This window comes from Chryseobacterium sp. IT-36CA2, from assembly GCF_949767875.1.
Classification (GTDB): domain Bacteria; phylum Bacteroidota; class Bacteroidia; order Flavobacteriales; family Weeksellaceae; genus Chryseobacterium.
The window spans coordinates 798,242-812,979 of the sequence record NZ_CATKPG010000011.1 but is presented as its reverse complement, the minus strand read 5'-3'; the positions used below and the strand labels follow the sequence as shown (position 1 = coordinate 812,979).

Genomic DNA, 14,738 nt, shown 5'->3' with positions numbered 1-14,738 from the left:
TAATTTAATTTACACTCTCAATTTCTCAATATCTGTACCATTTGAAGAATTATGACAAAATGACACAATAAAAATAAAAACCCCGATAAATCGAGGTTTTGCATAATTTAATATGGAAATTTTTTCTGGCAAACTTCTTTAAGGAAGCAGATTTGGCTCATCTATTTTCCATATCTTTAGGAAAATATACACATCCAATGAAAAAAATCTTTTTACAAATTCTGTATTGTGTACTTTTCAGTTGTAGCACCATACAAGCTCAAAAGATTGCCCCCTTTATCACTATATCAACAGAAAATACAGCGCTTGTTTATTCCACAAATCCCCAGAATCAACTCGTTCAATTATATTTTGGAAAAGCACTAAAAAATCCTTTGGAATATGCTCAGCTCAAATCACCTACTCTTTCTTCTCTTATTACTCAAGGTACAGGTCCCGTTCGTGAGCCGGCAATGGGAGTACTGCATGCTGATAATAATCCGTCATTGGAACTTCAATACCTTAATTATAATACAAAAACAGAAGAAAACATTCAATCTACGGAAATCAGGCTCAAAGACCCACAATATCCTTTTTATGTAACGTTGCACTTTAAAGCATATAAAAATGAAAATGTAATTGAACAATGGACAGAAATAGAACATGAGGAAAAAAAACCCGTTATTCTAAAATATTTCTCTTCAGCATTTCTCCAATTATCTGCTCAAAACTACTATCTCACACACTTTTTTGGTGATTGGGCCAATGAGATGCGCATACAGGAAAGTTTACTTCCGGAAGGAATTCATAATATAGAATCTAAATTAGGAACACGGGCAACAAATTTTGACTTACCATCATTTATGCTTTCAATAAATGCTCCGGCTACTGAGGAGCAGGGAAATGTATTAGCCGGCACACTGGCATGGAGCGGAAATTTTAAATTAGGTTTTGAAAATATTCGTTATAGCGAAGACATTGGACATCTTCTTCAGATTCTACCAGGTATTAATAACTACTCATCTGAATATTCACTAGCTCCCAAAACCTCATTTATTACGCCTTCCTTTATCTATACCTATTCTTATTCAGGGAAAGGACAGGCTTCCAGAAATCTTCATCAATGGGCAGCCAATTATGGGGTTTATAAAGGAAAAGAAAATAAATCAACACTTTTGAATAACTGGGAAGCCACTTATTTTGACTTTAATGAGCAAAAACTCACCACCCTATTAAACGAAGCACAAAATTTAGGCGTACATGTTTTTCTTCTGGATGACGGCTGGTTTGGAAATAAATATCCCAGAAACGATGACCAATCCGGGTTGGGAGACTGGCAGGTTAATCGAAAAAAATTACCCAATGGTCTACCGTTCCTAGTTAATGAGGCAAAAAAACATCATGTAAAGTTGGGCATTTGGGTAGAACCCGAAATGGTAAGTCCTAAAAGCGAATTATATGAAAAACATCCTGATTGGATTTTAAAATTAAACAATAGACCGGAAAATCTGCGAAGATCACAATTGGTACTGGATCTTACCAATCCTAAAGTTCAGGAACACGTTTTTAAAGTCATCGATAATATTCTTCAGGAGAATCCGGATATCACTTATATCAAATGGGACTGTAACCGTTATATGACCAATGTCTTCTCAGAATATTTGAAAGACAAACAAAATAATCTGTACATTGATTTTACTTTGAATCTTTATAAAATATTACAAAAGATCCGGCAAAAATATCCTGATGTAGAGCTGATGTGGTGCAGCGGTGGCGGCGGCCGTGCTGAATATGGAGGTTTAAAATACGCCAATGAATTTTGGCCTAGTGACAATACAGACCCTCTGCAAAGAATATTTATCCAATATGGGTATTCCTACTTTTTTCCTATGGGAATCCAATGTGCCCACGTAACCAACTGGGGGAAGCAATCTTTAAAGTTTAAATTGGATGTAGCCATGAGTGGAAAGCTTGGCTTCGATATACAGATTGGTAAAATGAACAGCCAGGAGCTAAAACTTTCTCAAAAAGCTCTGGAAAATTATAAAAATATTCAAAACCTTCTCAATACTGGTGAAATATACCGATTAATAGCCCCTTACAACAATCACCAGACGGCCTGGATGCTTACCGATAAATCCAAAAATAAAGCAGTACTCTATGCCTATAATCTGAATACTCAATTGGGCGACTATTTTGTCCCTATATATTGCATGGGGCTTGATCCAGATAAAAAATATCTGCTAACAGAACTCAATCTGGAAAATGAGTCTCAACCACAGTTACCTCAGAATGGAAAAGTATTTTCAGGTGATTACCTGATGAAAGCAGGTCTTCAATGGTTTTTAAACGGAAGCATAAAAAGTAGTATCATTGAACTAAAAGCCGTAAATTAAATCCACTTTAATCGGTACATAAAATTAATCAAAGTTTAACCTAAGAAATAGAGGAAGAGTCTTTACTAATCATTATTTTTGATAAAATATACACATTTAGAATGTCAATACACTTTAATCCAAGAGATATTACATGGCTTGCCTTTAATGAAAGAGTTTTGCAGGAAGCTATGGATGAAAAAGTTCCCTTACATTTAAGAATACGTTTCCTCGGAATTTTCTCCAATAATTTAGATGAATTTTTCAGAGTACGTGTTGCCGGATTAAAGCGTGCCATGGACTTTAAGGAAAAAGTGATTGCAGAGTCTTTTTACCAGCCCCCTTCCAAAATCCTTCAGCGAATCAATGAGATCGTAATGAGACAGCAGCTGAATTTCGATAAAACCTGGAAAAAAATCCAGACCGAAATGGCTGATCATAAAGTTTCCATTAAAAACTCAAAAAATCTGACAGCAAAACAAAAAGAATTTGTCAGACAATATTTCGATGAAGTGGTAGAATCTAATGTGATTCCGATTCTCTTACATGAAAATACGCCAATGCCTTATCTGAGAGACAAAAGTCTTTATCTGGGTGTTGCTATGAGAAAAAAAGACTGGCAATATTCCAGCAATTATGCCATTATTGAAATTCCTTCCCGTTTTGTAGGAAGATTTGTATTGCTGCCAACGGAAGATCCGGAAGAAAAAAATGTAATGTTGTTAGAGGATGTCATCACATTCAACCTTCCACATATCTTCTCTTATTTCGGATATGATGAATTCTCTGCCAACGCTTTTAAGGTAACAAAAGATGCCGAGCTGGATCTGGATAATGATATCAGAACCAACTTCGCTGAAAAGATAGAAAAGGGACTCAAAAACAGAAGAAAAGGAAAACCTACCCGTTTCGTTTTTGATAAAGATATGGATAAGGCCCTGCTGGAACTCCTAATCAGAAAACTGAACCTGACGAAGAAAGACAGTATCATCCCCGGAGGAAAAATTCATAATTTCAAGCATTTCATGGACTTTCCTGATGTGTTTGAAAAGTATGAAAGACCTGTGGAAAGAACTTCTTTTACCCATCAGGCGTTTGAACATGGAGAAAGGGTAACAGATGTTATTCTAAAAGAAGACGTCCTTCTTACTTTCCCTTACCACAAGTATAATCCTGTTATTGACCTTCTGCGTGAAGCTGCTATGGATCCGGATGTAAAATCAATACAGATCACCGCTTACCGTCTGGCGAGCAGTTCAAAAATTATCAATGCCCTGATCTATGCTGCCAGAAATGGTAAGGAAGTGACTGTAATGCTGGAGCTTCAGGCAAGATTTGATGAAGAATCTAATCTGGAATGGAAAGATATGCTGGAACCGGAAGGAATTACCGTCCTTGTCGGGATTCCCAACAAAAAAGTACACGCCAAACTTTGTGTAATCAAAAAGAGAGCACACAATAAAACTATCCAGTATGGATTTGTAAGCACCGGAAATTTCAACGAAAAAACAGCCAGAATATATGGTGACCACCTGCTGCTGACTGCCGACCGCGGCATCATGGCAGACATCAACAAAGTATTCAATGTACTGAAAAAACCGAAAGATGATTTCATTCCGATTTTGAAAACTTGTAAAAATTTATTAGTTTGCCCTCAATTTATGCGTGAAAAGATTGTTCACCATATTGATAAAGAAATTGAAGAAGCCAAAGCCGGACGCAGGGCAGAAATCATCGTAAAGGTAAATTCTATGAGCGACAGACTGCTAATAGAAAAACTATATGATGCTGCCAAAACCGGAGTGGTTATCAAATTAATAGTAAGAGGAATCTATTGTGCCGTAAACCAGAAGGATTTTAAAGAAAAAATAAAAGCCATAAGTATTGTAGACGAATATCTGGAACATGCCAGAGTAATGTACTTCTACAATAAAGGATCAGAAGATATGTACATTTCTTCCGCTGACTGGATGACCAGAAACCTGGATTACAGGATTGAAGCAGCCGCTAAAATCACTGACAAAAACCTTAAGAAAGAATTAAAAGATATTCTTGATATTCAACTTAGGGATAATGTAAAAGCCAGAATTCTGGACAAACGACTGAGCAATGAATATATACGAAATGATAAAAAAGAATGTCGTTCACAAATAGAAACCTATAAATATTTAAAAGCTAAAACAACTAAAAAATGAAGATAGCAGCGATAGACATAGGGAGTAATGCAGCCCGCCTTCTTATCAATGAAGTAAAGATCAATAACAGAAAACCTGAATTCATCAAGCTAAACCTTCTCAGAATTCCTCTGAGACTGGGAATGGATGTTTTTACCATTGGAAAAATAGGTCCGGAAAGAGAGAAAATGGTTATTGATTCCATGAAAATCTTCAGTGACCTTATGAAAATATACAAAGTAGATCATTACAGAGCCTGTGCTACCAGCGCCATGCGTGATGCAGCCAATGGTAATGAAATTATCAATCTGGTAAAAAATACATCAGGAATTGATATTGAAATTATTTCCGGTGATGAAGAAGCTACTCTTATTTATGAAAACCATGTCGCAGAAGGTCTTGACAAAGAATTCGCCTATTTATACATTGACGTAGGTGGGGGTTCTACTGAGCTTACCTTTTACGAAAATGGTAAAATGGTTTACGAAAAATCGTTCAATATCGGAACTATCCGTCTTCTCAACAATCTGGTTACCACAGAAAACTGGAAAGAAATGAAGGATGAAATCAAGGACAATATTGTCAGCAAAAAACCAATTGTTGCGATTGGATCGGGAGGAAACATCAACAAAGTATTCTCCATGAGCAAAACCAAAGACGGAAAACCAATGTCTTTATCTCATTTGAAAAAGGTTTACAAAGAATTCAATGAACTTTCCGTGGAAGAAAGAATGACGAATTACAACCTGAGAGAAGACCGCGCTGACGTACTGGTACATGCTCTAAGCATTTTCAATAATGTAATGTCATGGTCTGATATCAACAGAATCTTTGTTCCAAAAATTTCGGTGGCAGACGGATTAATTCACAATATTTACAGCCAGCTGCAACATAAAAAATAACAGCAAAAACGATAGTATTGAAAGCCAGCCATTTTTGTGCTGGCTTTTATTTTAAAGACTTTTCTCACTGTCATTGCGAGGAGCAAAGCGACGAAGCAATCTCCATATTTTCAAATAATTTGTAATAAAACCTCCTTCTGTCATTAAGTTTTGGCTAAATCCCACCCTTATTGAATTATTGAATCAAGATATTTAAGACAACATCTTTTATCTTTTATCTTTTATCTTTTATCTTTTATCTTTTATCTTTTATCTTTTATCTTTTATCTAAAAAATTTAAAGTAAAACCTCACCCTCATCCGTCATACCCATATCAATAGCAAAGCAATGAACCCAATCAAAATAATTATTACAGGAGCTACGGGAATGGTAGGCGAAGGTGTTTTAATGGAATGTCTTGAAAACCCTAATGTTTCTGAAATCCTGAGCATAAGCAGAAAACCCTCCGGAAAAATACATCCCAAGCTGAAAGAATATCTTATCTCTGACTTTTTATCCATCGATCTTCATGATGAAAAACTGAAAGGGTATGATGCCTGTTTTTTCTGTGCAGGAATCAGCAGTGTAGGGATGAATGAAGCAGATTACACCAAAATTACTTACGATACAACCATTCACTTTGCGAAAGCTGTTTTGAATCAAAATCCGGACATGGTATTCAGCTATGTTTCCGGAGCAAGTACAGACAGCACAGAGAGTGGAAAACTGATGTGGGCACGCGTAAAAGGCAAAACAGAAAATGATCTGAAAAAAATGAATTTCAAAGGAGCTTATAATTTCCGTCCCGGATTCATGAAACCTGTTGAAGGTCAATTGAATGTAAAATGGTTTTTTAAACCTTTTATTTGGATTTTTCCTGTTTTTTTTCAATCAAAATCATTAACTTTACACGAAGTGGGTAGAGCAATGATCAAAGTGACACAAAACGGATACCCTACATCTACTTTAGAAATTAGAGACATTAAAAATTTAGCGATATGAGAGACATGTTAAAAAGAATTGTTCTGGTTATTTTTGTACTCTTGCTTGTGACTGCTGTTTCAGGATATTTTTATATGCAGAAGCATCCTTTGGAAGGAAATAAATCAGGAACGATTTTAAACTTTTCCGGAAAATCCGGAAAATAATTTTATTCTAAAGTTCCTCATTCCAACATAATTTTGTCTTTTATTCGAAAACAAACCTATTTTTTAAACATTTCTTAAAATTCCATTAAAATAGTTGCGAAACTTAAAGTTCATTTTTGCATTTATCTAATTGAAGTAAAAAATGATCAACAACTACCTATTAAAAGGGTCTGTGATAGCCGCATTCTTTTTCCAGAGCGGTCTTTTCGGACAGACACTGATTCATTACTGGAATTTTAACGATAACTCTTCTGCGGCTACAGTCACTACACCTTCGTCTACTTTGGTGAACGGTTCTCTTGCGGCTATAGCAGGAGGAACAAGCGTAATTGATTTTGCCGGAGGTACCGGACAAAATTTTAATTCTCAAAATTTAAATGCAAGAAACGGTGATGGCTCCGGAACTCATTTAAGATTCAATAATCCCATTGGAGGAGCTCTACAATTTAATCTTCCTACAACAGGATATAATAATGTAATTGTTAAGTTTACTACCAGAAGATCTGCACAGGGGGCAGGAACTCAAGCCTGGTCTTATTCTACCAACGGAACTACTTTTGTACAACTTCAGACGGTAAGTCCTCAGGATGCCGATCCACAGCTTGTTACACTGGACTTTTCTGCTATACAGGGAGCTAGTAACAACCCGAATTTTAAATTAAAAGTAGAGTTTTCCGCTACAGGAGGAGGAACAGGGGGAAACAATCGTTTTGATAACTTTACAGTAGATGCAACACCTCTTGGAAATGTTGATACTACCCCACCAACAGTCACTTACCTTCCTGCAAATAACACAAATAATGTTTCAACGACTGTAAATCCTACCTTATCTTTTAATGAAAATGTAAGATTAACCGATAATTCCGCGATCAACGATTCTAATGCACAAAACCTCATCGATTTCCGTCTTGGAAATGCGACAGGTACCCAAGTTCCCTTCACAACGACTTTCAGCAACAATACCATTACTGTAATCCCAACTTCCGGACTTGCGCTGGGACAGACTTATTATGTAGCTCTTAAGCCTAATATGGTTGAAGATTTCAATGACAATGGAGTTACTTCCGTTACTTCCAGCACTTTTGCAACTGTCGGAACAACCATTTCTTTAGAAAAGAATTTCATCAAAGTCAATGAAAATGCAGGAAATCTCGCATTTAAAATCAATATCACCAATCCATCAAACGCTACTGTCAATCTTGTTGTAAAGCCAGCGCCTTTCAGTACCGCTGACAGCAATGATTTTACTTTAGCCAATCAAACAATCAATATTACTCCATCTACAACGAGTTATACGGTTAATATTCCAATTATTGATGACACCTTGGCAGAACAACAGTCAGAATATTTTGTTGTAAGCCTTGAAAATCCGGTTGGAGCTACTATTTCAGGAGACAATTCTGCAACTGTTTATATTGTAGATAATGATAAACCGGCTCCGGTTCCTTCCAATCAGATTCAGCTGAATTATCTCCTAAGTTTTGATCCTTCAGGAAGCAATAGCAGTTCTACAGAAATTGTAGTTCATGATCCATCCACACAACGTTTATTCACCATCAGCTCCATTACGGATGTTTTTGATATTATTGATTTCAGTACTCCTGCAACACCATCAGTAGTAAAAACAGTGAATATGGCTCCTTATGGAGGAATCACAAGTATTGCTGTAAAAAACGGAATCATTGCAGCCGCATCTCCTAACACCGATCCTCAGCAAAACGGTTCTGTAGTATTCTTTGATATTAATGGAAATTTCCTGAAACAAGTAACTGTAGGAGCTCTACCTGACATGGTAACGTTTTCACCGGATGGAACAAAAGTGGTTACTGCCAATGAAGGAGAACCTAATGATGCTTATACGGTAGATCCTGAAGGAACCATCAGCATCATTGATATTTCCGGAGGGATCGGAAACCTTACCCAAACTAATGTAACCACTCTTAATTTCAATAGCTTTGATTCTCAGGTAGCAGCATTAACCGCTACTGGCTTAAGAAAAGTAAGAACAAATAATACCCTTTCTCAGGATCTGGAACCTGAATATGTAACCATCAGCGCTGACAGTCAGAAAGCATGGGTAACGCTTCAAGAAAACAATGCCATTGCTGAGATTAATCTGGCAACCAAAACCGTTACAGGAGTCTGGGGATTAGGCAAAAAAGACATGAGCCTTCCGGGGAACGGATTTGATGCTTCAGACAATAATGGAGAAGTTTTAATTGCCAACTGGCCGGTAAAAGCCTACTATGTTCCGGATGCTGTACAAAATTATAAGGTAGGAAGCACCAACTATATTGTAACTGCTAATGAAGGTGATGAAAAAGATCTTTCAGGATTCAGCGAAAGAACTACCGTTGGCGCTAACACTTATATTTTAGATCCAGTTCTTTTCCCGAATTCCAATATTTTAAAGGCTTCCTATAACCTTGGAAGATTCAGGGTTTCATCTGCTACAGGAAATACAGACGGAGATGCAGAGTTTGAAGAAATGGCGGCTTTAGGAGCGCGTTCATTCTCCATTTTCAATGCTGATACCAAACAGATTGTATATGACAGTGGAGATCAGTTTGAACGATATATTGCTGCTAATCATCCATTAATTTTCAATGCGGATAATGAATCCAACGGTGCTAAAAACAGAAGCCGCGCCAAAGGTCCTGAGCCGGAAGGAGTAGCTTTAGGAAAGATCAACGGGCAGACTTATGCTTTCATCACATTGGAAAGAACAGGAGGAGTTATGGTGTATAATATCACGGATCCTAATAACCCTACTTTTACTGATTATAAACACTCCCGCTCGACATCAGCATACGGAGGTGATAACGGCCCTGAAGGAATCACCTACATTGCTCCTGAAAATACAACCACCAATAAAGGTTATGTGATTGTTGCCAATGAAATCAGCGGAACGTTGTCTATGTATGAAGTGGCAATGCCAGCAACACTTGGAACTGGTGAAATAAAAACTGAGCAAGCAACCTTCAATGTATTCCCCAATCCTGTCAACAAAGGAAATACCCTTTACTTTAACAGAAAACAGGATTACGAATTGTACGATATGTCCGGAAAGTTAATCGGAAAAGAAAAGAATGCTTTAACAATAAACACTTCTACCCTTTCTACAGGAGTTTATCTTGTAAAAACTTCGGAAGGGCACATCAAAAGGGTTATTGTAAAGTAAAATATACTATTTAGTTGATTGAAAAGGCTTCGGATCTTCCGGATCTTTTTTGTTATGGAGAAATTTAAGATGATTTAACTTTTAAAATTCTTGAAAAAATCATTTTATATCTATATTTACCTTCAACAAAACCCAATTCACAATGAAAAATATGAAAACAGGAGGAATTTTAATTCTCCTTTTACTCGGAACAGGAACCGCTTTCTCACAATCCAGAAAAGTAGAATCCCAAAAAGGTGTAGAAAAAAAAGAGAGTAACAAGATGGTACATGTAGAAGGTGTGGGCCATACCCTCAATTATGCTCTCAATGGAGGAACAGTTGAGGTAGAGGGTGGTGATAACACATTAACAATCAAAGGAAGTGCAAAGAAGATTGAGGTTTCTGGAACAGGTAATAAAGTATATGTTGACAAAGTGGATAGAATTTCTATGGAAGGTGGTGATAACACTGTTTACTACAGAACTTCTGGAACAAAATCAGGAAAACCGGATGTTTCTATTACGGGAGTAGGAAATAAAGTTGTAAAACAGTAAGCTGGAGAACGTCATCAGAAACCACACCGATTTTCAAAATCGGTGTGGTTTAATATAAAAAAAGACAGGCCTTAAAAAAAGCCTGTCTTTTTAAAAATATCTCAGATATAATTTTACTCTACGTTGATTACCTTTTCGATTTCCGGAGCATGTTGTTTGATTGTATTTTCAACACCTAGTTTTAAGGTTGAAAAATTCAGTGAACAACCGGAACAGTTACCCAAAAGTTTCACAAACACCTGATTATCTTTCACATCAATAAGCTCAATATCACCTCCATCTTTATTCAAAAATGGTCTGATGCTTTCGAGAGCTTCCATTACTCTTGTTACTGTATCTTCGTGTGTTATGTTTGTTTCCATATTTTTCAGTTCGATTCGGTTTCTTCAAATTTTATTGAAAGTTATTATTATTTTGCTTTTGGAGAGCATCCTGCCATCGTTGAAATCTTCACTGCTTCAGTAGGAGGAAGACTTTTATTTCTTTCCACTAAGCTTTCTACCATTTTTCTGGCTGTTTCTGTGTAGATCTCTGCAATTTTAGATCCTTCCTGAAGCGCAGCTGGTCTTCCTACGTCTCCCGCTTCTCTGATACTTTGGATCAAAGGAATCTCTCCTAATACAGGAATTCCAAGATCTTCAGCTAAATATTGCGCTCCCTGGTTTCCAAAGATATAATATTTATTGTCAGGAAGTTCTTCCGGTGTAAAATACGCCATATTTTCGATTAATCCAAGAACCGGAATATTGATGCTTTCCATCTGGAACATTGCAATCCCTTTTCTTACGTCTGCCAATGCAACATGCTGAGGTGTACTTACAATCACCGCTCCTGTTACCGGCACTTCCTGAATGATAGATAAGTGAATATCACCTGTTCCCGGAGGAAGGTCAATTAATAAGAAATCCAATTCTCCCCATGCAGCATCTCTGATCATCTGGTTTAATGCTTTTGAAGCCATAGGACCTCTCCACACTACTGCCTGATTAGCTCCTGAGAAATAACCGATTGAAAGCATTTTTACCCCATAATTTTCAACAGGTTTCATCAAACTCTTTCCGTTTACTTCTACAGAAATTGGTTTTTCACCTTCTGTATCAAACATGGTAGGAACTGAAGGACCGTAGATATCAGCATCTAATAATCCTACTTTGAAGCCCATTTTAGCCAATGTTACTGCCATATTTGCAGACACTGTAGATTTTCCTACTCCTCCTTTTCCAGAAGCAATAGCGATAATATTTTGAATTCCCGGAATCTGTTTTCCTTTGATCTGACTTTGCTGAATTTCACTAGGCTCCGGAGAAACGATCTTAAGTTTTAAATGAACGTCTTCTCCAAACTCACTGGCAAAAGCCTGTTTCATGGCAGCCTCCAGTTTTTTCTTTTCGTGCATTGCAGGTGAATGAGCAGTCATGTCAATATAAACATCATTACCCATAATTTGAAAATTACTCACCAAGTCGTCTACTTCTATTTCTTTAAGGAAATCCTGAACCTTTTCTTTCGTCAACATATAAATATAAATTGTTTACAAATTTACGCATTTTTCACCTATTTAGAATAAGTAAACACAATCATAGATAAATTCTTTTGTAAACACAGACCTTCAGCTCTTTATATACTGGCAAGTTATTATCTGAAATAGGTTACCAGCGGGATATTTTTGTTCCAGAACTCACTGGATTTTAACAGCCAGGAAGTGGAAAAGAAAAACAGGGATGTGGTTTCAAAAATAAGGGTAGAATAGACCAGAAACTGATTATCAGAATCCGAATCAGCACCTAAAAGAGCAATAAGCCCAATACAGGCAAGACTGATCAGTATTCCCCAGCCACAGATTTTATAATACAGATTTCTACGGCTTTTCTTGAGTGCTTCTTCTTCGGAAATGGTTTCCCCATCCTGTTTTTTATCACTTTTTTGAAAGAAATAAAGACAAAAAACGGCAAAAGAAAGGAAAAGCAATCCTGCACTGATATAGTGTACCCAAGTGAACCAGTTCTGGTAGTTTACTTGATCAATATTAATGTAAATATTGCCTCCATACCCTTTAAATCTTGTGGGAAATACAGCAACCAGTACCGCCATCACTCCAGCAAAATTGGAAAGCATGTTTTCATATTTGTCTTTCCCTCTGTAGGTAGCAAATAATCCGCCTAGGATACATAAGGTTCCTACAAAGATCACATGTCCGAAACTGTAGTAATAATGACTGATACTTACTTTAAACGGATGTTCGTCATTCAGAAAATAAGTGGTCATAACAAGAAGAAATGAAAGGAGAAATCCTAGCAGTCCGATAAACATTCGTAATTGATAATAGGAGATCAGAACTCCGTTATTATCATCGTGAGCTGGTTTTTTAAAATTAGTTTCCATGAGTTTGGTTTTGAGGTTATCGTTGTTTTGAAACTGAAGTTATAATGGAATTGTTATTTTGTCAATAATTTTCACATTCTTGTCCGGATCCAGTTTAAAATTGTCTTTGATAAATTTCTTCGGATCTTCTGTAAGCATTTCTCTTTGAAGGAAAAAAGCCTGTTTCTTTTTTAATAATTTCATCCATTGGTATGTTTTCCTGATGGCTACTACATAGATGACAATTTCTTTATCTGTTATTTTAAATTTCAAGAAGTTTTTATTTCCTGTATTTATTTTTCCTGAAGAGATTTCTGTGATATAAAATTTGAAAAGATAGTAGCCTAGAAGAATATACCACCCGAAAAGTATGGATTGTAAAAGTGCAGAAATAATAACCTGCGCAATCAGGTAATTATTTCCGGCCGGAACTTTAAAAAAGTTTTTTAAGCTCTCAACAAAAGACAAATGGCTATCCTGTAAAGAAAGGATTTCATATTCGGGAAATACCGCAAATACCCATAATTGAATACCAAACGACAGCAAAAACAAAGCGATCCGCATCATTTTGCTTTTCCATTGTTCTTCATCTGAACATTCTGTACTGGTAACTTTGGTGATAATAAACCAAAATACGATAGGAATTAGTAATAATACAAGCCATTTCATAAGAGAATCCGAGTAACAAAAGATACAGGCCACGATTGATGAAAGGAAAAACAGCAATACCGTGAATTCGTAATTAATGATAAAGAAAATAAGATTCCAGAATGTTTTCTTGCCGGATTTTTCTTTAGACGGGTATTTACCATCCAGTTCATATTTCAATTCTGTAGTGGTTGTATTTTGTAAGATGGGAAGCTTAATTTCATTTTTTAAGAAGTGGGTAATATGACCGAAGGCTCCTCCCCCGCCTGAAGTAATATAGTGTTTGATTTCTTTATCATAACCTTTCACATTTTCATCCAATTTATAATGGGAATAATGATGAATATCTCCTGTAAGCACTACATCAAAAATAATCTCTGACTTTATATTACTGGCCTCCAGTTTTCTTACCGCTTCTTTCATCGTTCTGATAATGTATTCAAGACTGTCCATGCGCTGTCTTCTCTTATGTCTGTCTTTTATGTCATAATTGTACCAGTAAGGTTCTGCAATGAGCAGTATCACGTGGTTGACATCATTCCCTTTTGATATTTTCTCTACATATTCTGTAAAAAATGTCATTTGAGGAATATCAATATCACCCAGCAGCTGATTGTCAATACCCATCAGGTGAACATTTTTTCTCAATGAATAGGCAAAATAGCTTCTGTTCTGCACTGTTCTGTAATCACTGATTTTACTTCTCTGGCACATGAGTCTGAAAAAAGCACTTAACCCATCATACCAGTCATGGTTTCCTGGTGTGGCAATAAGAATAGGTCCCAATTCTCTTGTATCCGGAGCTACCAATCTCAAAGGTCCTTTGAAACGGTCTCTATAATTAATCTCCGAGCCTACGGGATACACCAGATCACCTCCTACCACCAGAACAGATCCTCTTTTCAGTTTAATTTCAGCCTCGTTCTCCACATCCCTATCAAATTCATTTTTAAAAGAATAGGTATAGCTGTCTCTTGTTAAATGATAAAAAACAGAGGTAGTGGCATCAAAACCATCGCCCGTATCTGCAATGAAATCAAACCAGAATTCTTCTTCCGATTCATCACAATTATTCTCTATCAGTTCTTTTCCCGTATCTTTTCCTAATGCAGTCTGCATTTCTCTTTTATCAATGATAGAAAGAATATCCGCCGAAAGAGAAACCATTCTGAAACTATTCATCAGCCCGGTAAAATCAAACCATTTAACAGGCTTCTGAGGAATAAAATAATAGGGGTATTTTTCATAAATATCTTTGAATATTTTCACTTTTTTAGCAGAATACAGACTGTCTTTAAAGTAAAATATCAAAAACGCAGCTGCAACGAGCAGCAGAAGGTAAAAAAACAGTGTTTCCATCGTGTTATTGATTGAGTTTGTCTTCGTTTTTCCAATCTTTTATATTAAAACGTTTCTTTAATATGCAGAACAGGAAATTATTAGTTGATCATCAAAT

At 36.4% G+C, this 14,738-nt stretch carries 11 protein-coding genes; 7 read left to right on the top strand and 4 right to left on the bottom strand.

Translation table 11 applies throughout. The features are described from left to right. Positions 1–197 precede the first annotated feature (197 nt). The 7 genes from ACM6F9_RS04525 (at position 198) to ACM6F9_RS04495 (ending at position 10,273) form a co-directional block, all read left to right on the top strand. Positions 198–2,375 carry an alpha-galactosidase gene (locus ACM6F9_RS04525; RefSeq protein WP_414844594.1) on the top strand — a complete coding sequence of 726 codons (2,178 nt, stop codon included), beginning with the start codon at positions 198–200 and terminating at the stop codon, positions 2,373–2,375. Positions 2,376–2,476: 101 nt separating this feature from the next. Continuing rightward, a complete protein-coding gene (ppk1, locus tag ACM6F9_RS04520; protein WP_414844593.1) occupies positions 2,477–4,549 on the top strand; it encodes a polyphosphate kinase 1 in 2,073 nt (690 codons plus the stop codon). Beyond that, a complete protein-coding gene (locus ACM6F9_RS04515) occupies positions 4,546–5,430 on the top strand; it encodes an exopolyphosphatase (RefSeq protein ID WP_414844592.1) in 885 nt (294 codons plus the stop codon). Before ppk1 ends, ACM6F9_RS04515 begins: the two co-directional genes overlap by 4 nt. A gap of 327 nt (positions 5,431–5,757) precedes the next feature. Then, positions 5,758–6,411, top strand: coding sequence for an NAD-dependent epimerase/dehydratase family protein (locus tag ACM6F9_RS04510; protein ID WP_414844591.1), 654 nt, complete (start codon positions 5,758–5,760; stop codon positions 6,409–6,411). Continuing rightward, positions 6,408–6,557 (top strand): hypothetical protein, encoded by a 150-nt coding sequence (locus ACM6F9_RS04505; protein ID WP_156106575.1) that lies wholly within the window; start codon positions 6,408–6,410, stop codon positions 6,555–6,557. Before ACM6F9_RS04510 ends, ACM6F9_RS04505 begins: the two co-directional genes overlap by 4 nt. 142 nt (positions 6,558–6,699) lie before the next feature. Then, a complete protein-coding gene (locus ACM6F9_RS04500; RefSeq protein ID WP_414844590.1) occupies positions 6,700–9,738 on the top strand; it encodes a choice-of-anchor I family protein in 3,039 nt (1,012 codons plus the stop codon). A gap of 142 nt (positions 9,739–9,880) precedes the next feature. Beyond that, positions 9,881–10,273, top strand: a complete 393-nt coding sequence (locus ACM6F9_RS04495; RefSeq protein WP_414844589.1) for a DUF3060 domain-containing protein — start codon at positions 9,881–9,883, stop codon at positions 10,271–10,273. Positions 10,274–10,386: 113 nt separating this feature from the next. Here the strand turns inward: ACM6F9_RS04495 and ACM6F9_RS04490 are convergent, their stop codons facing one another. The 4 genes from ACM6F9_RS04490 to ACM6F9_RS04475 form a co-directional block, all read right to left on the bottom strand. Then, the gene (locus tag ACM6F9_RS04490) at positions 10,387–10,635 is read right to left on the bottom strand and encodes a NifU family protein (protein ID WP_002977212.1); all 249 of its coding nucleotides are present in this window, start codon (positions 10,633–10,635) and stop codon (positions 10,387–10,389) included. Positions 10,636–10,682: 47 nt separating this feature from the next. Further along, entirely contained in the window at positions 10,683–11,789 is a 1,107-nt protein-coding gene (locus ACM6F9_RS04485) for an Mrp/NBP35 family ATP-binding protein (protein ID WP_414844588.1), read from the bottom strand. Positions 11,790–11,908: 119 nt separating this feature from the next. Next, a complete protein-coding gene (locus ACM6F9_RS04480) occupies positions 11,909–12,655 on the bottom strand; it encodes a hypothetical protein (protein WP_414844587.1) in 747 nt (248 codons plus the stop codon). 39 nt (positions 12,656–12,694) lie between these two features. Further along, positions 12,695–14,641: a metallophosphoesterase family protein gene (locus ACM6F9_RS04475; RefSeq protein ID WP_414844586.1), complete on the bottom strand. Its 1,947-nt coding sequence runs from the start codon at positions 14,639–14,641 to the stop codon at positions 12,695–12,697. Positions 14,642–14,738 lie beyond the last annotated feature (97 nt).